This is a genomic window from Lysinibacillus sp. NPDC097279 (genome assembly GCF_044761745.1).
Lineage (GTDB): Bacteria > Bacillota > Bacilli > Bacillales_A > Planococcaceae > Lysinibacillus.
Genome location: NZ_JBIWDA010000002.1, coordinates 281,268 through 307,133, shown reverse-complemented (window position 1 = coordinate 307,133; position 25,866 = coordinate 281,268). Strand labels below are relative to the sequence as shown.

Annotated in this window: 24 protein-coding genes; all 24 read right to left on the bottom strand. The window is 38.3% G+C overall.

What is annotated here, in order from left to right:
- Positions 1-68 precede the first annotated feature (68 nt).
- Positions 69-347, bottom strand: a complete 279-nt coding sequence (locus ACIQ1H_RS11565) for a DUF503 domain-containing protein (protein WP_173477722.1) — start codon at positions 345-347, stop codon at positions 69-71.
- The gene (gene infB / locus ACIQ1H_RS11560) at positions 347-2,638 is read right to left on the bottom strand and encodes a translation initiation factor IF-2 (protein ID WP_173477723.1); all 2,292 of its coding nucleotides are present in this window, start codon (positions 2,636-2,638) and stop codon (positions 347-349) included. Before infB ends, ACIQ1H_RS11565 begins: the two co-directional genes overlap by 1 nt.
- 14 nt (positions 2,639-2,652) lie before the next feature.
- Positions 2,653-2,961, bottom strand: coding sequence for a YlxQ family RNA-binding protein (locus ACIQ1H_RS11555; RefSeq protein WP_173477724.1), 309 nt, complete (start codon positions 2,959-2,961; stop codon positions 2,653-2,655).
- On the bottom strand, positions 2,958-3,236 hold the full coding sequence (gene rnpM / locus ACIQ1H_RS11550; RefSeq protein WP_402888883.1) for an RNase P modulator RnpM: 279 nt from the start codon (positions 3,234-3,236) through the stop codon (positions 2,958-2,960). The genes ACIQ1H_RS11555 and rnpM overlap by 4 nt, the downstream gene beginning before the upstream one ends.
- A 207-nt stretch (positions 3,237-3,443) precedes the next feature.
- Positions 3,444-4,577, bottom strand: coding sequence for a transcription termination factor NusA (nusA, locus tag ACIQ1H_RS11545; RefSeq protein ID WP_173477726.1), 1,134 nt, complete (start codon positions 4,575-4,577; stop codon positions 3,444-3,446).
- 24 nt (positions 4,578-4,601) lie between these two features.
- Positions 4,602-5,078 carry a ribosome maturation factor RimP gene (gene rimP, locus ACIQ1H_RS11540; RefSeq protein WP_173477727.1) on the bottom strand — a complete coding sequence of 159 codons (477 nt, stop codon included), beginning with the start codon at positions 5,076-5,078 and terminating at the stop codon, positions 4,602-4,604.
- A gap of 243 nt (positions 5,079-5,321) precedes the next feature.
- Positions 5,322-9,653, bottom strand: coding sequence for a PolC-type DNA polymerase III (locus ACIQ1H_RS11535; RefSeq protein WP_402888881.1), 4,332 nt, complete (start codon positions 9,651-9,653; stop codon positions 5,322-5,324).
- Positions 9,654-9,927: 274 nt separating this feature from the next.
- Positions 9,928-11,634: a proline--tRNA ligase gene (locus ACIQ1H_RS11530; protein WP_337981902.1), complete on the bottom strand. Its 1,707-nt coding sequence runs from the start codon at positions 11,632-11,634 to the stop codon at positions 9,928-9,930.
- 199 nt (positions 11,635-11,833) lie between these two features.
- Positions 11,834-13,096, bottom strand: a complete 1,263-nt coding sequence (rseP, locus tag ACIQ1H_RS11525; RefSeq protein ID WP_402888880.1) for an RIP metalloprotease RseP — start codon at positions 13,094-13,096, stop codon at positions 11,834-11,836.
- A 51-nt stretch (positions 13,097-13,147) separates the two neighbouring features.
- On the bottom strand, positions 13,148-14,293 hold the full coding sequence (gene dxr, locus ACIQ1H_RS11520) for a 1-deoxy-D-xylulose-5-phosphate reductoisomerase (protein ID WP_173477730.1): 1,146 nt from the start codon (positions 14,291-14,293) through the stop codon (positions 13,148-13,150).
- A gap of 109 nt (positions 14,294-14,402) precedes the next feature.
- Positions 14,403-15,203 (bottom strand): phosphatidate cytidylyltransferase, encoded by an 801-nt coding sequence (locus ACIQ1H_RS11515; protein ID WP_173477731.1) that lies wholly within the window; start codon positions 15,201-15,203, stop codon positions 14,403-14,405.
- Positions 15,200-15,994, bottom strand: coding sequence for an undecaprenyl pyrophosphate synthase (locus ACIQ1H_RS11510; RefSeq protein WP_173477732.1), 795 nt, complete (start codon positions 15,992-15,994; stop codon positions 15,200-15,202). Before ACIQ1H_RS11510 ends, ACIQ1H_RS11515 begins: the two co-directional genes overlap by 4 nt.
- A gap of 358 nt (positions 15,995-16,352) precedes the next feature.
- Positions 16,353-16,910: a ribosome recycling factor gene (gene frr, locus ACIQ1H_RS11505; RefSeq protein WP_173477733.1), complete on the bottom strand. Its 558-nt coding sequence runs from the start codon at positions 16,908-16,910 to the stop codon at positions 16,353-16,355.
- On the bottom strand, positions 16,910-17,635 hold the full coding sequence (pyrH, locus tag ACIQ1H_RS11500; RefSeq protein ID WP_173477734.1) for a UMP kinase: 726 nt from the start codon (positions 17,633-17,635) through the stop codon (positions 16,910-16,912). The genes frr and pyrH overlap by 1 nt, the downstream gene beginning before the upstream one ends.
- 236 nt (positions 17,636-17,871) lie before the next feature.
- Complete coding sequence (gene tsf, locus ACIQ1H_RS11495; protein ID WP_173477735.1) at positions 17,872-18,759, bottom strand: translation elongation factor Ts; 888 nt, start codon at positions 18,757-18,759, stop codon at positions 17,872-17,874.
- Positions 18,760-18,859: 100 nt separating this feature from the next.
- Positions 18,860-19,579: a 30S ribosomal protein S2 gene (rpsB, locus tag ACIQ1H_RS11490; RefSeq protein WP_024362006.1), complete on the bottom strand. Its 720-nt coding sequence runs from the start codon at positions 19,577-19,579 to the stop codon at positions 18,860-18,862.
- A gap of 157 nt (positions 19,580-19,736) precedes the next feature.
- The gene (locus ACIQ1H_RS11485) at positions 19,737-20,303 is read right to left on the bottom strand and encodes a DUF6115 domain-containing protein (RefSeq protein WP_402888877.1); all 567 of its coding nucleotides are present in this window, start codon (positions 20,301-20,303) and stop codon (positions 19,737-19,739) included.
- A gap of 9 nt (positions 20,304-20,312) precedes the next feature.
- Positions 20,313-20,621 (bottom strand): RNA polymerase subunit sigma, encoded by a 309-nt coding sequence (locus ACIQ1H_RS11480; RefSeq protein WP_402888875.1) that lies wholly within the window; start codon positions 20,619-20,621, stop codon positions 20,313-20,315.
- A 35-nt stretch (positions 20,622-20,656) separates the two neighbouring features.
- Positions 20,657-21,427 (bottom strand): FliA/WhiG family RNA polymerase sigma factor, encoded by a 771-nt coding sequence (locus tag ACIQ1H_RS11475; protein ID WP_402888873.1) that lies wholly within the window; start codon positions 21,425-21,427, stop codon positions 20,657-20,659.
- A 361-nt stretch (positions 21,428-21,788) separates the two neighbouring features.
- Positions 21,789-22,160 carry a hypothetical protein gene (locus tag ACIQ1H_RS11470; protein ID WP_402888871.1) on the bottom strand — a complete coding sequence of 124 codons (372 nt, stop codon included), beginning with the start codon at positions 22,158-22,160 and terminating at the stop codon, positions 21,789-21,791.
- Positions 22,160-22,666 carry a chemotaxis protein CheD gene (locus ACIQ1H_RS11465; protein WP_173477740.1) on the bottom strand — a complete coding sequence of 169 codons (507 nt, stop codon included), beginning with the start codon at positions 22,664-22,666 and terminating at the stop codon, positions 22,160-22,162. The genes ACIQ1H_RS11470 and ACIQ1H_RS11465 overlap by 1 nt, the downstream gene beginning before the upstream one ends.
- Positions 22,667-22,669: 3 nt before the next feature.
- Positions 22,670-23,302, bottom strand: a complete 633-nt coding sequence (locus tag ACIQ1H_RS11460) for a chemotaxis protein CheC (RefSeq protein WP_173477741.1) — start codon at positions 23,300-23,302, stop codon at positions 22,670-22,672.
- Positions 23,303-23,312: 10 nt separating this feature from the next.
- The gene (locus tag ACIQ1H_RS11455) at positions 23,313-23,759 is read right to left on the bottom strand and encodes a chemotaxis protein CheW (RefSeq protein ID WP_173477742.1); all 447 of its coding nucleotides are present in this window, start codon (positions 23,757-23,759) and stop codon (positions 23,313-23,315) included.
- Between the two features lie 27 nt (positions 23,760-23,786).
- On the bottom strand, positions 23,787-25,856 hold the full coding sequence (locus ACIQ1H_RS11450; RefSeq protein WP_402888868.1) for a chemotaxis protein CheW: 2,070 nt from the start codon (positions 25,854-25,856) through the stop codon (positions 23,787-23,789).
- Between the last annotated feature and the right edge of the window lie 10 nt (positions 25,857-25,866).

Here is a 25,866-nt window from a genome sequence, read left to right as displayed (position 1 = left end):
CTAAAGGTGCTGTTAGCGTTTGTTGATACGCTCAACAGACATCCTGCATTCGCAAATATCTTTACTGCTTATAAATAGTCTCGCCACACATTAAGCTGTTCCCATGAAGGATTTGACTCTAAATAATGTAATGCATGATTGATTTCACGCTCCGCTGCTTCTTTCGAGGAAGAAACAGCCACAAGCGCTAATTTCGTACGTTGCCATACATTTTGGTGGTCAATTTCTGCAATGGAAACATTAAACTTTTGTTTTGTGCGAGTAATCATACGCTGTAAAACAGCGCGCTTTTCCTTTAACGAATGGGCAGTTTGAATAATGAATTCTACCTCAACGTATACAATCATTATGCACGTTTAACTTCTTCCATAATGTAGGCTTCAATAATGTCGCCTTCTTTAATGTCATTGAAGTTTGTAATTGTAATACCACATTCGTATCCTCTTGCAACTTCTTTTACTTCGTCTTTGAAACGTTTTAATGTATCTAATTCGCCTTCGAAAATCACGACGTTATCACGGATGACACGAACGCCTGAATCACGTGTTACTTTACCTTCTGTAACATAAGAACCAGCAATCGTACCCACTTTTGATACTTTAATTGTTTGACGAACTTCCGCTTGACCAATAATTTTTTCTTCAAATTCTGGGTCTAGCATTCCTTTCATCGCTTGCTCGATTTCTTCGATTACTTTATAAATAACACGGTGTAGACGAATATCTACGCCTTCTTCTTCCGCTGCACGTTTAGCGTTAATATCAGGTCGTACGTTGAAACCGATAACGATTGCATTCGATGCTGCTGCAAGAGAAATATCTGATTCTGTAATTGCGCCAGCGCCTGTATGAATAATTTTCACATTTACGCCTTCAACATCAATCTTCATAAGTGAAGCAGCCATCGCTTCTACAGTACCTTGAACGTCAGCTTTAACGATTAAGTTTAACTCTTTCATTTCGCCTTGGCTCATTTGTTCGAATAAGTTATCAAGCGTTACACGTTGTTTTTCAGAACGTTGTGCTTGAATTGCTGTCATTGCACGTGTTTCCCCAACTTGACGAGCTGTTTTTTCGTCTTCGAATACAACGAAGCGGTCACCAGCTTGTGGCACATCGTTTAATCCTGTAATTTCAACTGGCGTTGATGGGCCAGCTTCTTTCACGCGACGACCTTTATCGTTGACCATTGCACGTACGCGACCATAAGCGTGACCAACTACGATAGGGTCTCCAACTTTTAACGTACCATCTTGCACTAATAGTGTTGCAACAGAACCGCGACCTTTATCAAGTTGTGCTTCGATTACAGTACCAAGTGCCAAACGATCTGGATTTGCTTTTAACTCTCCAACTTCAGCAACAAGTAATACCATTTCTAACAATGTGTCAATACCTTCACCTTTTAATGCTGAAATAGGGACGAAAATTGTATCGCCACCCCAAGCCTCAGGTACAAGTGCATGCTCAGTTAATTCTTGCATTACACGATCAGGGTTTGCTGATGGTTTATCCATTTTGTTAACAGCAACAATAATTGGCACTTCTGCTGCTTTAGCATGGTTAATTGCTTCAACTGTTTGAGGCATTACACCATCATCAGCCGCTACTACTAAAATTGTTAAGTCTGTTACTTTCGCACCGCGCGCACGCATTGTTGTGAAGGCAGCATGCCCAGGCGTATCAAGGAAAGTAATCTTTTTGTCGCCTTCAGTTACTTGGTATGCACCGATATGTTGTGTAATACCACCTGCTTCTCCAGCAGTTACTTTTGTATGACGGATTGAGTCAAGTAACGTTGTTTTACCATGGTCAACGTGACCCATAATAGTTACAACAGGAGGACGTTCTGATAATTCAGCTTCATTAGCTTCCTCTGTTTGTTCGAAGTGCGTTTCTAAATCCGTAATATCTACACGAATTTCTTCTTCAACTTCTACACCGTAGTCTGCGCAAATTAACTCGATTGCATCCTTATCTAATTCTTGGTTAATTGTAGCCATTACACCAAGCATAAATAATTTTTTAATGATTTCAGATGGCTCACGGTATAATTTTTTTGCTAATTCAGCTACAGAAAGTGATTCTACAAATGTAATTTTTTCTGGTAATTCTTTTTGTTTCATTGGAATTGATGGTTGATGCGTTTTTGGATGACGGCGTTTACCGCCGTGAATTCCTGGTTTTGGACGTTGGTTGTAGCCACCGCCACCTCTACGATTATTATTATTATTGTTATTATTATTATTTTGTGTCATATTTCGATTTTGATTACCTTTTGTATTCTTAGATTTTTCGTTAGACGAATTTGAGTTTTGTTGCGTTTGTTGATTGTAATTATTCGCTTTCGGCTTAGAAGTAGCAGACTGCTGCTTTTGTCCATCTTGCTTTTTCACCGATTGCTGTGGTTTTTGTTGTCCATTCGCTTGAGATCGTTGTGTTACATTTTGAGTAGGTTGTTTTGCGTCTCTTTTATCTGTTGGTGCTTTAAATGATTGGTTTAACTTCACCACTGTATCATTCTCCAACATAGACATATGATTTGTTACACTCACATTTAATTTACTTAGCGCTTCAATAACCTCTTTACTCGATTTATTCACTTGTTTGGCATATTCATGAACTCTGATTTTGGTCATCTGCTCACCCCCGATTATTTTTCGTTGAGTAGACTAGACAATTTACTTGCAAAACCTTTATCGGTAATAGCTAAAGCCACTCGGGCCTCCTTACCTGTAGCATGTCCTAGATCATAACGATCGCCAATTACATGATACTCAACGTTGTAATAAGTGCATTTATCTTGAATTTTTTTATTAGAGTTTTTAGAAGCATCGTTTGCGAGTAATACTAGCTTAGCATTACCATTGCGAACTTCCTTTACTACTAACTCTTCACCTGAAATAACTTTACGGGCTCTAGCCGCTATACCAAGCAAATTAAACACTGCTTGATTGGTCATAAAATAGCCTCCCGACGAATGAGCATTAGAAGCTCTTCGTAAATCTCTTCAGGAATTTTTGCTTCAAGCTGATGCCCTAATACATTTTTCTTACGCGCGATGTCAACAGCCTGCTCAGACTTGGAAACATAGGCGCCACGACCAGGTTTTTTCCCTGAAACATCAACGCTTACCTCGCCCTCTTTCGAGCGAACAACACGAATCATTGCTTTTTTTGGTAGCATTTCTCCAGTAGCTACGCATTTTCGAAGTGGTACTTTTTTATTAATCGCCATAAGAATCACCTTTCCTCTCTGAAGCTTCGTAAGAGGTGGACTAGCCATAACCAATACAGCAAGGTGGCATTTTGTGATTTGCCCATTGTGGAGTACAATCACGCCTCTCAAAATCCTGAACCTTTGCCTCAGCTTCTGGCTTTATTCAGTCGGCCTGGGAACGCCCACTGAATAAAGCCAGGTGACCAGTCACACGGGCTTTCTTACTTATTCTTCGTCGTCTTGATATAAGTCAACTGCAGCTTCTTCGTAGTCGCTATCTTCAGCAGGTACGAATGTGCTTGTTGCAGATGGGTAAATACCTAACTCACGTGCATCTGTTTCACTTTTAATATCAATTTTCCAGCCAGTTAATTTTGCAGCTAAACGAGCATTTTGACCACGTTTACCTATTGCTAACGATAATTGGTAATCTGGAACTACAACAGTTGTTGATTTTTCTTCTTCATTTACTTGCACATCTAATACTTTTGAAGGGCTTAGTGCATTTGCTACGAATACAACAGGATCTTCTGACCATTCAACGATATCGATTTTCTCGCCGTTAAGTTCATTGACAATTGTTTGTACACGCGCACCTTTGGCACCAACACATGAGCCTACAGGATCCACTTCTTCGTTATGTGCATGGACGGAAATTTTAGAGCGATCCCCTGCTTCACGAGCAATAGATTTGATTTCGACAATGCCCTCATAAATTTCAGGCACTTCCATTTCAAATAGACGACGTAATAAGCCTGGGTGTGTACGTGAAACGATTACTTGTGGTCCACGCGTCGTACGTTCAACTTTTGTAATATAAACTTTAATACGATCATGTGGGTTGTACGTTTCACCTTGAATTTGTTCGTTTTGAGGTAATGCAGCTTCTACTTTGCCAAGACCTACGTAAATGTTACGTGCATCTAAACGTTCTACAACGCCTGTTACGATATCATCTTCTCGATCTACGTATTGCTCATAAATTAAACCGCGTTCTGCTTCACGAACACGTTGTGTAACAACTTGCTTCGCTGTTTGTGCAGCAATACGTCCAAAATTACGTGGTGTTACTTCTTGTTCAACAATATCTTCTAATTGATAAGCAGGGTTGATAGCCTTTGCATCTTCTATTGCAATTTGTAAACGGTCATCGTCAACTTCTTCAACAACATCTTTACGTGAAAACACACGAATTGAGCCTTTGTCTAAATTTAAGTCTACACGAACATTCTGAGCTTGGTTAAAGTTACGCTTGTAAGCTGTTACTAATGCAGCCTCAATTGCTTCAATTAACACATCTCTTGAAATTCCTTTTTGTTCTTCCAGCGCCGTTAGCGCATCTAACAAATCACTACTCATTTTATTTTCACTCCTAAATATGCATTATGCTGAAAAATCGATGGCAAGTCGTGCCAAGGCGATTTTTTCTTGTTCAATGGTTACTGTAATTTTTCGGGTTTTAACGGGTACTTCCATCACTAATGTATGTTCATCATAAGATGTTAAGTAGCCTTGGAATTCCTTCATGTCCTTAATAGGCTCATAAGTCTTCACATAAATATACTTGCCAACGGCTTTTTTAAAATCAGTATCTTTTTTTAATGGACGTTCTGCACCTGGTGAAGATACCTCTAAATAATAATTTTGTGTAATAGGATCTTTTTCATCCAACAGTAAACATAGTCGTTCACTAACTTGAGCACATTGGCCAATGTCAATTCCACCCTCGGGTGTATCTACATAAACACGTAAAAACCAGTTACGTCCTTCTTTCACAAACTCAACATCCACCAACTCAAGATTTAACTCTTCGACAATTGGCGTAGCAAGTTCTTCAATTAAAGATGGTACTTTGCTCATTGTTTCCTCCTGCGTTTTTCAATTTCAGGCGTAATAAAACAGAAATTCCACCAGTAAGGTTGGTGAAATTTGACGGTCTTACCTGCTGTTAGTCTAAAAAATTTGCTTTGCTTCGGTATAACAACAGAAAAGAGCGGGAATGCCCCACTCTTTTGCTGGAAAACTATCAACAAATTATTACCATAAGAATAGCACAATTCACGCTACAATGCAAATGACCTTAATTTACGTTTCGAGCGCTTCCTAGAAAAGCGATAACTGGTTCGCATCAGGCATGCCTTCCAAACAACCTAATTGATCCATATACTCAATTAATGTTTTCGACACACGACCTCGTTGTTGTAAATCTTCTTTCGATAAAAACTCGCCATTCTCACGTGCAGCTACAATTGTTTTGGCAACGTTCGTTCCGAGTCCTGGAATCGCATCAAAAGGTGGGATTAAGGAATTGCCATCAATAATAAACTCACTAGCTTGCGAACGATATAAATCAACCTTTTGGAAGTTCATGCCTCGCTCACACATTTCTAGCGCAAGCTCCATTACCGTCAGTAAGTTTTTCTCTTTTGTAGAAGCATCTAGGCCTTTGATGTTAATTTCATCTATTTTTGCACGAATCATTTGTGAACCTTGTGTCATCGAAATTAAATCAAAATCATCTGCTCTTACTGTGAAGTAGGCAGCATAATATAAGATTGGAAAATGCACTTTAAACCAAGCAATACGTACTGCCATTAAAACGTAGGCAGCGGCATGGGCTTTAGGGAACATATATTTTATCTTTTTACAAGATTCGATATACCATCCAGGTACTTTATTTGCTAGCATTTCTGCTTCAAATTCTTCTGATAAGCCTTTCCCTTTACGAACTGACTCCATAATTTTAAAGGCTAAAGACGGTTCAAGTCCTTGGTATATTAGATATACCATAATGTCATCACGACAGCCGATTACTTCTTTTAATACGCATGTTCCATTTTGGATAAGCTCCTGCGCATTACCTAGCCATACATCCGTACCGTGCGAAAGTCCTGAAATTTGGACAAGCTCTGAGAATGTAGATGGTTTTGTATCTTCTAGCATTTGACGGACAAATCGTGTACCGAATTCTGGAATACCTAATGTACCCGTCTTACAACCAATTTGTTTTTCTGTCACCCCTAGAGATTCAGGTGAGCTAAAAATTTTCATAACGAACGGGTCATCTGTTGGGATTGTTTTTGGGTCAATTCCAGATAAATCTTGTAACATCCGAATTACGGTCGGGTCATCGTGCCCAAGAATATCGAGCTTTAAAATATTGTCATGAATAGAGTGGAAATCAAAGTGCGTTGTTTTCCATTCTGAATCCTGTGCGTCCGCTGGGAACTGTACTGGCGAGAAATCATAAATATCCATATAATCTGGTACTACAATAATCCCACCTGGATGTTGCCCTGTTGTCCGTTTAACGCCTGTACAGCCCTGTACTAAACGGTCTACTTCAGCACCACGGAAATGCAGATTGTTGTCGCTCGCATAACCTTTTACATAGCCGTATGCTGTTTTTTCCGCAACAGTACCTATCGTTCCTGCACGGAATACATAATCTTCACCAAACAAAACCTTCGTATAGTTGTGGGCTTGCGGTTGGTATTCACCTGAGAAGTTCAAATCGATATCAGGTACTTTATCTCCTTTAAAACCAAGGAACGTTTCAAACGGAATATCTTGCCCATCTTTTTTATATGGTGTGCCACATTCAATACAATCTTTGTTTGGCAAGTCATAGCCCGAGCTAACCGAACCGTCATTGAAAAACTCGGAATGCTTACAATTTGGACAAATATAATGTGGTGGTAATGGGTTTACCTCTGTAATTTCCATAAAGGTTGCAACTAATGAAGAACCTACCGAACCACGCGAACCTACTAAGTAACCGTCAGCAAGTGATTTTTTTACGAGCTTCGCGGAAATTAAGTAAATAACACCAAATCCATGGCCTAAAATCGACTTTAATTCTTTTTCAATACGTGCTTTTACGATTTCAGGTAATTCCTCACCATATATACGATGTGCCATTTCATACGTTAAATTTGTTACTTCATCATCGGAGCCTTCAATTTTTGGCGTATATAAATCATCTTTAATTGGCTTGACATCGCCAATCATATCAGCGACTTTTTGCGTATTTGTGACAACTATTTCTTTCGCAAGATCAGGACCTAAAAAGTCAAAGTCCTTCAGCATCTCATCAGTCGTTCTAAAATGTACTTCTGGAAGCTTAGATTTATTTAATATATTGGCGCCCCCTTGAGAACCAATTAATATTTGTCTAAACATGCCATCGTTTGGATCTAAATAATGAACATTGCCAGTAGCGACTACAGGCTTATTCATCTTTTTCCCCAATTTAACAAGCTTGCGTATTATATCTTCAATTGTCCACTCATCACGAACGACATTACGTTCAATTAAAGGTGCATAAACAGCCTTTGGTTGCACTTCGATATAATCGTAAAATCTTGCAACTTTTTCCGCTTCCTCTGGGGATTTATTCATCATTGTCTCAAACACTTCACCGTTACTACAGCCTGAACCAATTAATAGCCCCTCTCTATACTGTTCCAGTGTAGAGCGTGTTACCCGAGGGACACGGTAGAACGTCTTTGTGTGAGAATGGGATACGATTTTAAATAAATTTTTCAAACCGTCATTATTGACTGCTAAAATCGTACAATGCATCGGTCGCGCCTTTTTATATGCATCGCCACCACCAACATGCTTATTGAAATCATCGTGATATTTTATGCCTAGTTCATCGGCTTCTTTTAACAGATGCAACAATAAATAGCCCGTTGCTTCCGTATCATAAATCGCACGGTGATGCTGCGTTAATTCAATACCGAATTTTTTACAAAGTGTATTTAAACGGTGATTTTTCATTGTTGGATGGAGCAAACGGGCAAGTTCTAGTGTATCAATTACTGGGTGAATTGTGTCTTCAAGTCCGTATTTTTTATAGCCAGTATATAAGAAGCCCATATCGAAAGATGCATTGTGTGCCACAACGATAGCGTCCTCAATAAAAGCATGGAACTCATGGATAACTTGTTCCACTTCAGGTGCATTGCGTACCATATCATCTGTAATGCCCGTCAGTTCGATTGTCGTTGCTGACAGTGCATGATGTGGATTGGCAAAACTTTCGTATTTATCAATGACATGGCCGCCTTTAATTTTTACTGCTGCGAGCTCAATAATTGTATCGTAGGCAGTAGAAAGACCTGTCGTTTCGACGTCAAAGACTACATAAGTTGCTTCGTCTAATGCACGATGCTCAGAAGCATATGCGATAGGTACACCGTCATCCACTAAATTTGCTTCCAAACCGTAAATAACTTTAATGCCATGTTTTTTCCCCGCTCCATATGCATCAGGGAAAGATTGCACTACAGCATGGTCTGTTATCGCAATGGCTGGATGGCCCCATTTAGCAGCCTGTGCCACTAATCTATCTACTGGCGTCACTGCGTCCATTTGGCTCATCGGTGTATGCAAATGTAACTCTACTCTTTTTTCACCTTCTGGCGCTTTATCTTGTCGTGTTTCTTTTTTTATTTCATTAATATCATTTGCCATCACAATTAAATCACGAATAAAGGTATCGGTTTGCACCGAGCCACGCACTTTTACCCACATACCTTTTTTCAAATGCTGCATCAGTTCTGCATCGTCATTATCACGCGAGAACATTTTGACAACGATTGAATCGGTATAATCGGTAATTTTAATTTGAAGAAGTGAGCGGCCACTTTTTAACTCTCTGATTTCTGTATCAAAAACAAAGCCTTCAATAATGACGCGTCGTTCTTCTTCCACTATGCGCTTAATTTCCATAATTTCATCGTCTTTAATTTGCATACCAAGCTGGAATGGACGATCGCCAAGCGCTGCCAATGCTGGATTGTCCTTTTTCTCCTGCTCACGTTTTTGGAAGTCTTGCATCGCTTGCTGTGCCATTGCTGCTTCCTCTAAACGTTTTTGCTCGATAAAGGCTTGCTGCGCCTCACGCATCTCATCTGTTTCCTCTTGGAGCATAAAATCGAAGGCTATTTGCGGAAAACCAAATTGACTGTAACTCATTGCAAGCTTTTCTGCATATTTTGTTTTCAGCATCATTAGCTCCATGTCCTGCTTGCAGGACACCATAATTTTTTGCCCATTCCACATTGGGATTTGCGAAACAAGGCAGTTTTTTAACGGTGGCGCCATATCGTCGATTTGCTCAATAACTGTTAACCAATACGTTTGGATAAGTTCTTCCGTAACATTTTTTTCAACTGTTTCAAAGGTTGTTTCAATTTGCGCAATAGCAGCGAATTTTTCAGCTAGATGTGTACGAAATAGTTGATATAACGGAAATGGAAGTATGCCACGTAATTTAATATTAAAATGCCAGAGTCTGTTCTTTTTATGCACCGTTAGACGTGATAACTCGCCCTCTTCAAAAAAAGACATATATACATCATCTGTTAACTCTAGTTGTTGCAAGAGCATTCGAAATCTCTGTCTTGCTTCTTGTTGCTGTTCCAATCGGTCGACACCTACTTTCATTTAAAGAGAAGGAGGCAGCCCTAATAGCCTCTTGTTCTATTTTTATCTAGCGAATACTATTCAAATTTGAAGCAAAAAAATTCGCTCCCTTTCCACGGGCAAATCCACAAATCTCACATTGTTTTGTTCAGTGAGATTTGCTTGGCTTCCCGTAGGAGTGTCGCGAATTCGTTTGCTTAATCCTCATTCTTCATTAAAAGATGCTATTAGTATGAGCATCTATATCTTTTGAGTTTAACCTTCCCAAAGGATATTAATTTTTACGGAAAAATTCATTTAAGCGATCAATGACCTCTTCTTTTTTCCATTCAAAAGTTTCGCCTGTTTGACGGAATTTTACTTCGACAACGCCTTCAGTTGCCTTTTTACCAACTGTTACACGAACTGGTAAGCCAATTAAATCTGCATCAGCAAACTTCACGCCTGCACGTTCAGCACGATCATCTAATAGTACATCATAGCGATATGATTTTAGTAAGCCATATAACTCATTTGCTAATGAAACTTGTGTTTCATCTTTCGTATTAACAGGTACTACATGAATATCATATGGAGCTAATTGTGTAGGCCAAGTGAAACCATTCTCATCTTGGAAATGTTCTGCTACAGCAGCTAAAATACGTGATACGCCAATACCATAGCATCCCATAATAAACGGCTGTGCCTTACCTTGCTCATCTAAAAATGTTCCATTCATTTTTTCAGAATATGTTGTACCTAATTTGAAAATATGGCCAACTTCGATACCTTCTGCAAATTTAATGATACCTTGTCCATCAGGAGATGGGTCTCCTTCTTGAATAAAGCGAATATCTAAATATTCATTAATGGCAAAATCTCGCTCTGGGTTAACATTAACAAGGTGGAAGCCGTCCTCATTTGCACCAGCTACACCGTTACGAATTGATTTAATGGCATGATCCGCAACAACTTTTACATCTACTGGTAATTTTACAGGTCCGATAGAACCAACGCCACAGCCTAGTAACTGACGAATCGCCGCTTCATCAGCAAGCTCTACAGAACCAGCATTTAGCGCATTTTTTAATTTAATATCATTTATTTCATGATCACCACGAGCAAGGACAACAACTAATTCATCATCTATATTAAATACTAATGACTTAATAACATTCGATGGTGCTACTTGTAAAAATGCAGATACTTCTTCGATTGTTTTTTGATCTGGCGTTGCTACTTTTTCAAGGTCTTTTACTTCTTCGTTAGTTGGTTGATACTCTACAGTCACTTCTGCCATCTCGATATTTGCTGCATAATCTGAAGTATCAGAGTAAGCAATTGTATCTTCTCCAATTTCAGAAAGCACCATAAATTCATGGGTACCTTTACCACCGATTGAGCCAGCATCCGCAATTACTGCACGATAGTTTAAGCCTAAGCGTGAGAAAATATTAGAGTATGCACGATACATATCTTCATATGTTTCATCTAAGCTCTCACGTGAAGCGTGGAAAGAATATGCATCCTTCATAATAAACTCTCTTCCTCGCAATAAGCCGAAACGAGGACGTTTTTCATCACGGAATTTTGTTTGAATTTGATAGAGTGTTAATGGCAACTTTTTATATGATTTTATTTCATCACGCACTAAAGTAGTTATTACTTCTTCATGTGTTGGTCCTAAGGCAAAGTCACGATTATGACGATCTTTTAATCGCATCAATTCTGGACCGTATTTTTCCCAACGGCCTGATTCTTGCCACAGTTCAGCAGATTGCAATGCAGGCATTAATAATTCGATTGAGTTAATGGCTTCCATCTCTTCACGAATAATATTTTCGATTTTTGTTAACACACGTTTTGCAAGCGGTAAATACGAATATACCCCACTTGTATTTTGACGAATAAACCCTGCACGTAATAATTGCTTATGTGATTTTACATCTGCATCCGCAGGTACTTCACGTAGCGTTGGGATAAATGTTTTACTTTGCTTCATTCAGTGTTCCACCTTTTTAATAAATAAATTTATACTCTAATTAGCATAAACAAATTTAGCTTTGAACGCAATGTTTCAAAAAAATTGCGTTCAAAGCTATTTTACAATTTAATTTCACTTTAGCAAAACCTTGTCTCAAGTTTATTTTGTATAAGCTTAAGACATTGGAAATACGAAAGCAAACTGTCGTTTAAGTTAGCTAGAAGAAGAATCGTTGAATATCGTTCCACGTTACAACGACCATTAATATCATCAGCAATACGATGCCGACGAAGTGAACCATTCCTTCTTTTTGACGATCAATTGGTTTACCCCTTACAGCTTCAAAGCCAAAGAACAAGAGCCGTCCGCCATCTAACGCTGGAAGCGGTAAAAGGTTCATAATACCAAGGTTAATGCTTAACATAGCTGCGAAATTCATTAATGCGAAAATGCCCCACGCTGCAACTTCCTCAGTCGTTTTATAAATACCTACTGGTCCTGATAAGGCATCAATTGTAAATTGCCCCGTAATGAGCATACCTAATAATTCAAAAATCCGAACTGTCATATTATACGTTTCTTGTGCTCCGTAAACTACAGCCTTTATAGGATTAAATACACGAGGACTTTCATACTTAACACCTATTTGCCCGACAGTCTCGCCGTTCTGCTTAACGCCTTTCACTGTCATGTTAAGACTTTCTACTTGTCCACCGCGCTCAACAGTTACATTAATATTTTGGTCAGGGCGCTTTTGTACAATGGCAGCTAAGTCTTGCCATTTTTCAACAGCTTGTCCATCGATAGATGTAACCTTATCCCCCGCAAGCATCCCTGCCTGTGCTGCTGGATCGTTTGCAACTACTTCTGTAATAATAGGCTCATATGTTGGGACACCATTTAACAAGCCAATTAGTATATAGATGAAAAAGGCTAGTATGAAGTTAAATAATGGTCCAGCAAAAATTGTCATTGCACGTTGACCAACTGTTTTTGCGTTAAACTGACGATCATATGGCGCAATTACTGTTTCTCTACCATTTTCTACAACTACACAATCTCTTGCCACACTATAACGAACTAAATTTTCCTCTTCATCATAGCCTTCAATAAATAACTCTCGTTCTAAGTCAGCACGTTCCACTTCTAAAAATAATAAATCTGGCAATTGTTTATTATTTTGATTAAAAATGATTTTATTCACGATATTATCTTCATTGACAATTATCCCTACACGGTAACCTGGCTGTAATTCAACACCATCCATGTCCTCTCCTGCCATGCGGACATATCCACCGATTGGCAATAAACGGACTGTATAAATTGTTTCACCATGCGTCTTACCATAGATTTTCGGACCCATACCAATTGCGAATTCACGAACCATAATTCCTGCACGCTTCGCAAAAAGGAAGTGACCAAGTTCATGGAAAAACACGAGCAAGCCAAATATTAAAATAAATGCAACGGCTGTTTGCATAATACCCCACCTCTTTTAAAACGAATAGTTAACGATAGCTTTCTGTCTTAATTATTTTACCATGTCTAACACTATTTTTCTTGTTTCTCTGTCCACATGTAAAATTGTTTGTAAATCTGGCACTAAAATATTATTGTGTCCCTGCATAATACGTTCAATTGTTTCATCAATTTCAAGGAAAGTTATTTTTCCTTGTAAAAATGCTTCGACTGCTGCTTCATTTGCCGCATTCATCGCAGTTAAAATCGTACCTCCTGTACGCCCTGCTTCAAAGGCTAATCGCAAAGCTGGGTAGCGTTCAAAATCCATTTCTTTAAAATGAAGCTGACCAATTTGCGCTAAATTAAGTCGTTGACCATTATGAAGCGGTATACGGTCTGGATAACTTAAAGCGTACTGGATAGGGACACGCATATCTGGTGTACCAAGCTGAGCAATAACACTAGTATCATGATACTCAACTAGAGAGTGAATAATACTTTCTCTGTGTAAAAGTACATCAATTTTATCATATGGCATATTAAACAAGACATGTGCTTCTATGACTTCAAGCCCTTTATTCATCATCGTAGCGGAATCTATCGTTATTTTCGCGCCCATCGACCAGTTTGGATGATTGAGTGCATCCGCAACCGTCACATGTTTTAACTCTTCACGCGTTTTGTCGCGGAAACTACCACCAGAAGCTGTAATAATTAAACGCTCAATATTTTTTGGATTTTCACCATTCATTGATTGGAAAATAGCAGAATGCTCACTATCAACTGGTAATATTGGCGCATTGTATTTTTTCGCTTCTGCCATCACTAAGTGTCCTGCCGTTACAAGCGTTTCCTTATTGGCAATGGCAATAGTTTTGCTCATGCGAATTGCAGCTAGTGTGGATTCAAGACCAACGCTACCGAGCACTGCATTTACAAGTATCGTCGAATCAGGATGTGTAGCAACCTCTACAAGCCCCTTTGCACCGAATGTGAAATGTACATGTGGGTAGTCTTTTGCTAGCAAACGTGCATCTTCCTCCAGCTGAACAGATACAAGTTCAGGCTGTAAGGTTTCAATCATTTCACGTGTTTTTTCTATGTTTTTTCCTGAAGAAAACGCTACAAGTTGAAATGCATCACGTTGTTCTTTTAAAATATCATAGGTTTGCCAACCGATAGAGCCAGTTGCACCCAATAAACTAATTTTTTTCACGACAAAACGTCCCCTTTTTCTATCTAAGCGAATTAATGTCCTTATTCGCATATTCATCAATCACATTGAAATCATTTTTCATGAAATAAACTCAACTCAGTTTGCTTATTTAGCTACCGAAGAGATGTAAAAAATGGAGTAAAGGCACTACGAATAGCAAACTGTCAAAGCGATCTAAAATCCCGCCGTGCCCTGGTAAAATATTGCCCGAATCTTTCACGTCAAAGTGTCGTTTTATAGCTGACTCCACTAAATCACCCATTTGTCCAATGATAGAAGCAAAAATCGTAATAAATATTAGTGAAACATATCCATTCGCAAATGGATAAATTGCTTGCATCGCAATCGCAAAAATAACTGCAATGACAATCCCACCAATAAAGCCTTCAATTGTTTTCTTCGGTGAAATTTCTGGCCATAACTTATTTTTACCTAATTTTCTACCTACAAAATATGCGCCAGAATCTGTTGTCCATACAACAAGTAAACAATATACAACAAATTCAAGACCGTAGCTTCTCGTTTCAATTAAATAATGGAAGCCTAATCCTACATAAAACGCGCCAAGTAAAATAAAGCCAACTTCGTCAAATGTAATTTTATTTTTTACTAGGACAACATAAATCAGTAAAAGCATTACAAGTCCATAAATAACCATTAATACAGATGAGTAGCCAATTGCATGTACTACCTCATTTGCCCAGTTATTTGGTATTACGAGCATAATAAGGGTTAGTAAGCCAACCAACCCTGGTACAGAAAAAATCGAAATACTTTTCATCTTTAGTATTTCATAAAAGCCTACAACAGCCATTGCAAGCACAAGTAGTGTAAATGGCACTTTTCCATAAATGACAAATGGAATAAACAGTGCCGCTGCAATGATTGCTGTAATTATTCGCTGTTTCAAGATGTTTCTTCTCCCTTCAACCCACCGTAACGGCGATTACGTTTTTGATAGTTTTCCACCGCTTCCAGAAAGTTTTCCTCGCTAAAATCTGGCCACAATGTATCTGTAAACCAAAACTCTGTATAGGCGAGTTGCCATAACATAAAGTTACTTAATCGTACTTCACCACTTGTACGAATAAGTAAGTCAGGCTCTGGTAGATGAGCTGTCATTAAATGAGACGTCATACATTCCTCATTTATGTCTTGTATTGTTAATTGACCGTCTTGAATTTTTTGAAGCATCGCTTTCATGGCGCTCACCATTTCTGAGCGACTGCCATAATTCAAAGCAAAATTTAAAATTAACCCTGTATTATGCTTCGTCTCCTCCATAGCCTCATACAATGCTTTTTGTGTATGTGCTGGTAAGAGCGACGGATCCCCAATCATTTCAACACGCACATTGCGCTCCATCATTTCCGGTAAAAAAGAACCCAAAAATTCAACAGGTAAACGCATCAGAAAATCGACTTCTGGTTTTGGTCGTTTCCAATTTTCAGTAGAGAACGCATACACTGTTAATACTTTTATTCCAAGATCAGATGCAAATCTAGTTACCTTCCGTACCGTCTTCATACCTTCATGGTGCCCAGCAACACGTGGCATGGCGCGTTTTTTAGCCCAACGTCCATTTCCGTCCATAATAATCGCTACATGGGCAGGAATCGGCTCGCTTTTCGAAAGGGCAACACGTTCCTCCAATGATAGTATATCCATATTTACTTGTTTACCTAATAGCTTCTTAAACATGCTAACTCCCCCACTACAACTAATCGGACGTATACTAACCTATCATAACAAACAAAAGTGCCTTTTGTCTTTTTTTTCCCTCTAATTGACTATGTATGAACTACCTTATTTTAGAACAACATATATCTCAAAGAAAATCTTGTCTTTCTACATTCAACAGCTGCTAGTAAGTCTGAAAAAACGGTAACTAGTTTACTAGTGTTACTTCAGTAAACCTTACAGCTCATACATTTCAAGTGAGAATTGTAGCATCGATAAGAATGAATACTTTTACAATAAAAGAGAAAAGACGTCCTGTAATATATAGGACGCCTTCATCTCATCAAAAAGTTCCATCTTAGAAATGTAAAGCGCCTGCTTACACTTCTAGAATTTCTTTTTCTTTTTCTTTCGCTACTTGATCTACTTTCACGATGAACTCATCTGTTAATTTTTGAATATCATCACCATATCCACGTAAATCGTCTTCTGTGATTTCGCCAGCTTTTTCAAGTTTTTTAAGATCATCATTTGCATCGCGACGAACATTACGTACTGCGATTTTTGCATCTTCTGCTTCTTTTTTCACTTGCTTTACAAGATCTTTACGACGTTCTTCTGTTAATGCAGGAATCATTAAACGAATAACAGAACCATCGTTAGTCGGTGTAATACCAATATCTGATTTCATAATTGCTTTTTCGATTTCACCTAAAATTGTTTTATCGTAAGGTGTAATCACTAGCAAACGAGCTTCTGGTACAGCAACACCCGCAAGTTGGTTAATCGGTGTTGGTGCTCCATAATAATCTACAGAAATACGATCTAGTAGAGATGCGTTTGCACGACCAGCTCGGATTGATGCTAATTCACGGGAAAAAGCAGCAATTGATTTATTCATTTTTTCTTTTGCTTGATCTAATACTTGTTTAGTCATTATGCATTCCTCCTAACAACTGTTCCAATTTTCTCGCCTTGTACGGCACGTTTAATATTACCTTGTTCCGTAATTGAGAAGACAATTAACGGAATATCGTTATCCATACATAGTGTAGAAGCGGTAGAGTCCATTACTTGTAACCCTTGCTGAATAACGTCTAAGTATGTGAGTGTATCATATTTGATGGCAGTAGTATCGACTTTAGGATCTGCAGAATAGACACCATCTACATTATTTTTCGCCATTAAAATAGCATCTGCGTCAATTTCAGCTGCTCTTAATGCAGCTGTTGTATCTGTAGAGAAGAACGGGTTACCTGTACCTGCAGCAAAAATAACAACACGTTTTTTCTCTAAATGACGAACTGCTTTACGACGAATATATGGCTCTGCTACTTGTGTCATCACAATAGAAGATTGCACGCGTGTTTCGATACCTAATTTTTCAAGAGCATCTTGTAATGCTAATGAGTTCATTACCGTTGCTAGCATTCCCATATAGTCAGCTGCCGCACGATCCATGCCCATTTCACTACCTATTTTTCCACGCCATATATTACCGCCACCTACAACAACAGCAACTTCTACATCAAGATCTACTACTTCTTTTACTTCTTCTGCAACAGACTTGATAATTTTTGGTGATAAACCGAAGCCAGCCTCTCCTGCTAACGCTTCACCACTTAGTTTAATAACTACTCGTTTATATTGTGGCACACTCATTGTAAACCTCCGTCAGACATTTATTTAAAACATTTCTTTTCCTTTTCCATTATAGTATATCTAACAATAATTGCTAGCTGTGAATAATGGTAATAGAAAATTCTTGCGTTTTCTCGCTCTTTTCGGAAAAATAGGGAACACGTTATGTTGTGTTCCCCATTTTTGTCTAGAAAATCTAGTTATTATTTGATTAGGATCAAATGTAAGCCAATCCATCAAGTGAACTAGTCTACAAATTAGTTACCTTTAACTTGGTTCATTACTTCTTCAGCGAAGTTATCTTCACGTTTTTCGATACCTTCACCAACAGCATAACGTACGAAGCCAGTTACAGTACCACCAGTTGTAGCAACGAAGTCACGTACTTTTTGGTCTGAGTTTTTAACGAATGATTGGTCAAGTAAGCAAACGTCTTCGAAGTATTTACCAAGACGACCTTCAACCATTTTTGCAACGATGTTTTCTGGTTTACCTTCGTTAAGAGCTTGTTCAGTTAACACTTTACGCTCACGTTCAACTTCTTCAGCAGAAACTTCTTCACGAGAAACGTAAGTTGGGTTAATAGCTGCGATATGCATAGCGATATCTTTTGCAGCTGCTGCATCTGTAGAACCTTCTAAAGATACTAATACACCAATACGTCCACCCATGTGTAGGTAAGAACCGAATGCATCTGCATCTGTTTTTGTTTTAATTTCGTAACGACGAAGTGTAATTTTTTCACCGATAGTTGCAACTGCTGTTGAAATTTGGTCAGAGATTTTTACACCTTCTGCATTTTCAAGCTCTAAAGCTGCTTCTACTGATGCTGGTTTAGCAGCAAGTAATTGCTCAGCTAAAGAAGAAACTAACACTTGGAATTTATCGTTTTTCGCAACGAAGTCAGTTTCAGCGTTTACTTCAAGAATAATTGCTTCGTTACCTTTTTCTAGAATATAAGTAGTACCTTCTGCAGCGATACGGTCAGCTTTTTTAGCAGCTGAAGAAAGACCTTTTTCACGTAGGAAATCGATTGCAGCTTCTAAGTCACCATCAGTTTGTACTAACGCTTTTTTACAATCCATCATACCAGCGCCAGTTTTTTCGCGTAATTCTTTTACTAATTGTGCAGTAATGTTTGCCATTTAGTGTTGCCTCCTCAAATTGGTTAAACTATTTTAGTGATAGGTTCTAAAAAAGGTGATAAGGGTTCTGAGCCACTTATCACCTTTTTGTAAACGTGAATTACTCAGCAGCAGCTTCTGTAGCTGGAGCTTCTTCTTCACCTTGTTTTGACTCGATTAAAGCGTCAGCCATTTTAGCAGTTAAAAGTTTAACAGCGCGAATAGCATCGTCATTAGCAGGGATAACATAGTCGATTTCATCTGGATCACAGTTTGTATCAACAATACCTACTAGAGGGATGTTTAATTTACGAGCTTCTGCAACAGCGATACGTTCTTTGCGTGGGTCAACCACGAACATAACGTCTGGAAGATCGTGCATATCACGGATACCGCCTAAGAATTTAACTAGACGTTCGTGTTCTTTTTTAAGTTGGATTACTTCTTTTTTAGGAAGAACTTCGAAAGTTCCTTCTTCTTCCATTTTTTCGATAGCTTTCATACGTGCAACACGTTTTTGGATTGTACCGAAGTTTGTAAGAGTACCACCTAACCAACGTTGGTTGATGTAGTAGTTGCCTGAACGTTCAGCTTCGTCTTTGATCGCTTCTTGTGCTTGTTTTTTCGTACCAACGAAAAGAACTTTACCACCGTCTTGACCAACTTGACGCATGAAGTCATAAGCTTCCTCTAATTTTTTAACAGTTTTTTGTAAGTCGATGATGTAGATCCCGTTACGTTCAACGAAGATAAATTTCTTCATTTTTGGGTTCCAACGACGAGTTTGGTGACCGAAATGTACACCAGCTTCAAGTAATTGTTTCATAGAAATTACTGACATGTGAATTTCCTCCTAGAATGTTTGGTTTTTTTCCTCCGCATTTATCGTTTGCAACAAGCTACCCTAATCTTAGAGCACCACTTACTACATCAAAATGCGTGTGTAGTAATAACACCATTTGCAACTATATCACAGCTTTATAGCATTCGCAACTGTTTTAACTATGAAATTTCAATAATAGCTCGATTTCTGTCTTCCCTTTTTGAAGCTTTTTCGCAATTTCCTCCGCTGTTTTCCCTTGCTTTGCCATTTGCACAATTTGTTGTTCCAATGTTAACGGTTTTTGTTCTTCCTTTTGTACCGCAACTGGCGTCGAGGCAGTGGCTTGCATCGGTGTCCCTGCTCCTTGTTGTTGGCGTGAGTAGGCGTTTGCTACAATATTTTTCGGCATTAAAATGCGTGGCTCGCTAACATCCTTTTGTACACTTTCCGCCTGTGTCAAAGGCTGTCCTTGATCTTTTTGCACAGGAAGCGGCTTTTGGTGTTGTCCTGTACCATTTGTTCTTTCAGGCTTTGGTACGACTTGTAACGCTTGAATAAGACGGTTATTTTCATCCTTCATTTCAGTTAAATATAGACTGATGGAGTCATCCATTTCCCGCATTAAACGTTCCTGCTTTTTTTCTAAATCTTTGAATTTCGCTAATTTCGTATTTAATATAATAATGAAATAAAATGATAGTAGCTGCAATACAAAGAGAACGACTATTAGTATGGTTGTCATAGTAAACTCCTATCCACTAAAATCTACGAAATTACCTTTGAAAGGATGCTGAGCTTGTTTTTCTAGTTTTTCTTTAGGATGTTTTTTCTTTTTGCGAGTGCCTTTTATATATTCGCCACCCGCTTCTTCCTCTTCACTAATCTCAGCCATCCCCTCTGAAGTATTCACAGCTTTTTGCTTGCGCTCTATTTCCTTTTTTAGCGCTTCATTTGCGTGTGCTTGTTGAGCTAAAGTTTGTTGTTGTGCCTGATCTGCCATTTTACCCGCTTCAAACGTTTTTGGTAGAGCAATTTGTAATTCGACACCTTTTAAACTCATATTATTTCCTCCCTCAACAATACTTTCTAGAATGCTTACGCATTGATAATTTCACTAGATAATAGCTTACGTAACTTAAATAATGCCTTTGAGTGAATTTGTGAAATACGTGATGTCGACAATTCGAGCATTTCTCCAATTTCAGTTAAAGTTAATTCCTCCGTATAAAACAAACTCAGTACGAGCTGTTCTTTGTCGTTTAGCTTTTGTATATTTACCGCTAAATCATCGAGTAATTCTGATTTTATTACGACCTGCTCAGGGGTCTTTGTCGTATCGTCACGAATTACAAAGGACTTTCCCTCAGCTTCCTCCTGGTCTTGTTGCTCATTTATCGATAGTACATTCGAGAAGAAGTGCTCCTGTACAGTTTGGTAAATATCATCCACAGGGAGCTCCATATGTTCTGCAAGCTCCTCAGGAGTCACATGACGCATTAATTGTTGTTCTAATTGTTCAATTTTGGCATCCAACTTTTTTGCCTTTTCTCGCGCAGAGCGTGGTAACCAATCTTCTTTCCGTAAGCCATCAATTATTGCGCCTCTCACTCTAAAAGAAGCATATGTATCAAATTTTAAGTCTCGATTTATATCAAATTTATTTAATGCATCAAAAAGACCTAACATACCTAAGCTTGTTAAATCGTCTCGAGATACACTCTTAGGTACACCTGCACCGATGCGTTGTACATGATAGGTTACAAGAGATGTATATTTTTTTATTAGTAAATCGCCCGCATCTGGATCCCGTTCATTAATCCATCGATTCCACAGCTTTTGTTCATCGTTTAGATTTGGTTGTGTCATAAAATCCACCTCTCTTTTAAAAGCATGTTGCACCTGTTTGAACGGACTTTTGTGGCCCCTGAATGCTCCAAGGTATTTGTTGCCGTCGCTGTAGTAAGTGCTTTGCATTATGAAAAAACTGCATGTATATCAAAAGAATCATACTTATCCTATTTTGAGTAGTCTGCTTACAATGACTGACAAACGTAGATACAAACCTATACCATTCTTTCCTTTTATTATAACAAGATTCGACTATAATTTCATATGATTCTCTAACACTATTCTATTATTAACAGCTCTATCATTTTTGGGCATAAGAAAACTGCCCCTAATCATTAGTCTATTGCTAACGTTAGAGGCAGTTCAAAGTGTTTTTGCTTTATGCATTTACTTGTTGTTCATCTTCACGATTCAGCATCGTTCGGACAACTTGTGCAATATCTTCCGTGCTTTCATCTTGAAACTCAACCGTCGAGCTTGTAGAAGTTGTTTCTTCACTTTCCTCGTCCGAGTGGGTAGAACTTTTTTCCTCAAGATCGCTATCCGCTAGTGATTGATCAGCATTGGGCGTAAATAGCACATACGCAATTATAAACCGAACAATGTACATAACAAAAAATACGATAATTGCTACTACAGATGAACCTATGATGATACGTAATGGCGTTAATGGTTGTTGCAACGTCAAAAAGAAATAAATAGAAAAGGCAATTAACGCCCCCCACAGGTTATAAAAGATAGAACCAAACATTATATTTCACTCACTCCTTGGTTAACTGTTCGAATATGTAATATCGACGTAGCAGGATTAAACTCAATAGTTCGACCGCTATTACCGCCTGTATTTTCGGCAATTAAAGGAATTCCATGACGCTTTAATTCAAACTTGACAGCCTCTACATTCCGAGGGCCAATGCGCATTGAATCTTTGTCTGATGTAAATTGAAACATTTGCGCACCCCCAGCTATTTTAGCTTTTAGTTTAAATTTTTGAACACCCTCTAGTTTTAATAAATCTATCATGGCTGCAATGCCTGTATCCGCAAATTTCGCTACGTTTATCGACTCTGATCTCCCAAGACTAGAGTCAGGTAGCATCACATGTATTAAACCAGCTATTTTCTTTGACTCATCGTATAAAATAACGCCTACACAAGAACCAAGCCCTGAGGTTCTAATTGTGTTTGGCAATTTTGCTACATCCATTTGAGCAATTCCCACTTTTATAACTTGACCATTCGTGTTTGTGTTTAGCATAGGCTATGAAACTCCTAATGCTTTAAAAATAGCATCAAAAGAATCAGGATCAGGTAATAAGAAGAAGTGTCCTCTTACGGTTTCATGATCCTCTACACCGTCTTCAAAAATGGATGTATTTATTACGATAACATTATCACTCACATGTGATAATTCAATTAAGCCAATACTGATAATAGCCCCAAACATATCTACACTTAGACCTGGCACAGTAGGATAAATTTTTAAATTTGTAAAATCTGATAAAGCTGATAAATAAGAACCAGATAAAATATTCCCCATTTCCTGCATAGCAGATAAACCTAATTCAGAAACAGGTGTTTTTTTAAAGTCGAATGATTCATCCTGTATTAGACGACGGATAAAACGATTAGCTTGTTCGATAGGAAGAATGAAGAACATGCTCCCTTCAGCATCACCTTCGATGCGTAAAAAAATCCCAACAACGACGTTTTCAGAGCCACCAGCTAGTTCCATCATGTCGTTAAACGACACCATTTCAACCTTTGGTACACGCATATCGATTTTTTTACCAAGCAAATTGGAAAGTGCCGTTGCAGCATGTGCGGCACCAATATTTCCAATTTCTTTTAATACGTCTAAATGTAGTGATGTAATCTTTTGATTAAATGTCATAATCGTATCCCTACTTTAGTGGATTTAATACTTTCTCTAAATGCAATAAAATTAATAATCGCTTGTCGATTTTCGCTACACCAGAAATAAACTCTTCTTCTAGCGATCCTACTACTTCTGGTTGTGGCTCAATGGAGCTCGCTGGAATATCTAACACGTCATTAGCTGAATCTACAACAAAGCCTACTTCCATGTCTTCTAATGAAATAATAATAATACGAGTCGTTTCTTCATGGTCAGAAATTGGTAACTCAAAACGTTCCCGTAAATCAATAATCGGCGTTACGACTCCTCGTAAGTTAATAACGCCTTTTACATATTTTTCTGTTTTCGGTACTCGTGTAATATGCATAAGTTTCTCGATACCTTGAACATGTGATACAGGAATTGCATATTCCTTATCTGCTAATTGGAAAACAATCACTTTTATATTTTCTTGTTCAACTGCATTTGTCATGGTTAACACCTCTCTTATTCATTCACCTTATTTAATTAGTGCATTGCAATCTACAATTAAGGCTACTTTACCGTTACCTAAAATTGTTGCACCTGAAATTGCAAAGATATTCGTTAAGTAGTTTCCTAAAGATTTCAGTACAATTTCTTGTTGGCCAATGAATGAATCTACAACTAAACCAGCAAGTTTCTCGCCTTTACGAACAATTACTACTGAATGGAATTCATCATCTTGTAGCTCTTTACGAGGAACTTCAAAGATTTCCTCTAAGAATACAAGTGGAACCACTTTGCCACGGAAGTCGATTACCTTTTGGTTATGAGCATTCATAATATCCGATGAACGGATAATTGAAGTTTCAATGATTGAAGAAAGTGGTATTGCATAAATTTCCTTTTCGATTTCCACAAGCATTACCGAAATAATTGATAATGTTAGCGGCAATTGAATAGAGAAAATAGAGCCTACATCTTGTGTAGATTCAATCGAAATGTTTCCACCTAAAGATTCAATCGTTGTTTTTACAACATCCAATCCTACACCACGACCAGATACATCAGAAATAACATCTGCTGTAGAGAAACCTGAGGCTAAAATGAGCTCATTAATTTGATTATCTGTCATTGCAAGTGATTGTTCATGCGTAACAATTCCTTTTGAAATCGCTTTTGACAGCACTTTATCACGATTAATACCCGCACCGTCATCCTCAATTTCGATAAAGACATAGTTACCGCTATGATAAGCACGTAATACTACTGTGCCTTCTTCTGGTTTCCCCTTCGCACGGCGTGCAGTAGGATTTTCTATACCATGATCGACAGAGTTACGGATTAAGTGCACAAGTGGATCTCCGATTTCGTCGATTACTGTGCGATCAAGCTCTGTTTCGGCACCAATAATTTCAAGGTTAATTTTCTTATTAAGGTCACGAGATAGCTGACGAATCATTTTAGGGAAGCGATTGAATACCGTTTCAACAGGTACCATGCGCATCGTTAAAATGATTGTTTGTAAGTCACCCATAACTCGACTCATTCGTTCTACTGTTTCGTTTAGCTCACCATGATTTACTTCTGTCGAAATGGATTGTAGGCGTCCACGATCAATTACAAGCTCTTCAAATAAATTCATTAAAATATCAAGACGTTCGATATTCACACGAATTGTTTTGTTTCCTACAGGTGCATGACTTTTATCAGCTTTTGCAGGTGCTGTAGATTTTGTTGATGCAGGTTTTGCTGTTGTCGCATCTGTTGTTTCGACTGCTTCAACTGTCGCTATGGCAGTAGCTGCAGCTTCTTGGCTTGCCTCATATTGTTGTTTTTCACTGAATTGTTTTTGATTAATTGTAGCAACGTTAACTTCCTCAACCTCAGAAACCTTCATTAACTTCTTCTGCATATCTTCTGCTGATTCTTTCGTTACGAATGCTACATAAAACTGCTGATCGAATTGTTCATCTTCCAGCTTCTCAACGGATGGTGTTGATTTAATTACATCACCATCTTTTTCAAGTATCTCAAACACCATAAATACACGCGCTGCTTTTAATAGACAATCTTCGCGTAGGCTTACTGAAATTTCAAATGCATTAAATCCTTGTTCCGCAGATTGTGTTATAACCGTTTGCTCAAAACTGTCGTATTCTAGCACACTTGATACTTGGTGTTTATCTTCAGTTGCAACAGTTGCTACAACCTCAGGAGCTGCTTCCTCACCAGATTCAATACGCTTTAATTGCGCTACTGTGGAGGATACATCACGTTTACCATCTCCACCATTCGCAATATCCATTACCATTTCTTCTAAATGATCAACAGATTCAAATACGATATCTAAAATTTCTGGTGAAACATGGATCTTTTCATTTCGTATTGCATCTAGCACATTTTCCATTTTATGTGTCAAGTCTGCTAAGTCTTCAAAGCCCATAGTCGCTGACATCCCTTTTAATGTATGCGCTGAACGGAAAATTTCTCCTACGATTGCCAAATCATCAGGGTTTTTTTCTAGTTCTAATAAATGCTCACTACATGCTTGTAAATGCTCTTTACTTTCTTCGATAAACATCTCTAAATATTGATTGACTTCCATTAAGAGGACA

Excerpts from the sequence above, each read along its gene's own strand:
- ACIQ1H_RS11455 (WP_173477742.1), bottom strand. The coding sequence starts at position 23,759 with ATGACAAATGCAGTTGAACAAGAAAATATAAAAGTGATTGTTTTCCAA.
- ACIQ1H_RS11460 (WP_173477741.1), bottom strand. The coding sequence starts at position 23,302 with ATGACATTTAATCAAAAGATTACATCACTACATTTAGACGTATTAAAA.
- rnpM (WP_402888883.1), bottom strand. The coding sequence starts at position 3,236 with ATGGCGATTAATAAAAAAGTACCACTTCGAAAATGCGTAGCTACTGGA.
- rimP (WP_173477727.1), bottom strand. The coding sequence starts at position 5,078 with ATGAGCAAAGTACCATCTTTAATTGAAGAACTTGCTACGCCAATTGTC.
- infB (WP_173477723.1), bottom strand. The coding sequence starts at position 2,638 with ATGACCAAAATCAGAGTTCATGAATATGCCAAACAAGTGAATAAATCG.
- rpsB (WP_024362006.1), bottom strand. The coding sequence starts at position 19,579 with ATGTCAGTAATTTCTATGAAACAATTACTTGAAGCTGGTGTACATTTC.
- tsf (WP_173477735.1), bottom strand. The coding sequence starts at position 18,759 with ATGGCAAACATTACTGCACAATTAGTAAAAGAATTACGCGAAAAAACT.
- frr (WP_173477733.1), bottom strand. The coding sequence starts at position 16,910 with ATGACTAAACAAGTATTAGATCAAGCAAAAGAAAAAATGAATAAATCA.
- ACIQ1H_RS11465 (WP_173477740.1), bottom strand. The coding sequence starts at position 22,666 with ATGCTAAACACAAACACGAATGGTCAAGTTATAAAAGTGGGAATTGCT.
- ACIQ1H_RS11450 (WP_402888868.1), bottom strand. The coding sequence starts at position 25,856 with ATGGAAGTCAATCAATATTTAGAGATGTTTATCGAAGAAAGTAAAGAG.
- ACIQ1H_RS11565 (WP_173477722.1), bottom strand. The coding sequence starts at position 347 with ATGATTGTATACGTTGAGGTAGAATTCATTATTCAAACTGCCCATTCG.
- ACIQ1H_RS11485 (WP_402888877.1), bottom strand. The coding sequence starts at position 20,303 with ATGACAACCATACTAATAGTCGTTCTCTTTGTATTGCAGCTACTATCA.
- ACIQ1H_RS11470 (WP_402888871.1), bottom strand. The coding sequence starts at position 22,160 with ATGTTTGGTTCTATCTTTTATAACCTGTGGGGGGCGTTAATTGCCTTT.
- ACIQ1H_RS11480 (WP_402888875.1), bottom strand. The coding sequence starts at position 20,621 with ATGAGTTTAAAAGGTGTCGAATTACAAATTGCTCTACCAAAAACGTTT.
- ACIQ1H_RS11510 (WP_173477732.1), bottom strand. The coding sequence starts at position 15,994 with ATGTTTAAGAAGCTATTAGGTAAACAAGTAAATATGGATATACTATCA.
- ACIQ1H_RS11475 (WP_402888873.1), bottom strand. The coding sequence starts at position 21,427 with ATGACACAACCAAATCTAAACGATGAACAAAAGCTGTGGAATCGATGG.
- ACIQ1H_RS11530 (WP_337981902.1), bottom strand. The coding sequence starts at position 11,634 with ATGAAGCAAAGTAAAACATTTATCCCAACGCTACGTGAAGTACCTGCG.
- rseP (WP_402888880.1), bottom strand. The coding sequence starts at position 13,096 with ATGCAAACAGCCGTTGCATTTATTTTAATATTTGGCTTGCTCGTGTTT.
- ACIQ1H_RS11555 (WP_173477724.1), bottom strand. The coding sequence starts at position 2,961 with ATGACCAATCAAGCAGTGTTTAATTTGCTTGGTATAGCGGCTAGAGCC.
- nusA (WP_173477726.1), bottom strand. The coding sequence starts at position 4,577 with ATGAGTAGTGATTTGTTAGATGCGCTAACGGCGCTGGAAGAACAAAAA.
- pyrH (WP_173477734.1), bottom strand. The coding sequence starts at position 17,635 with ATGAGTGTGCCACAATATAAACGAGTAGTTATTAAACTAAGTGGTGAA.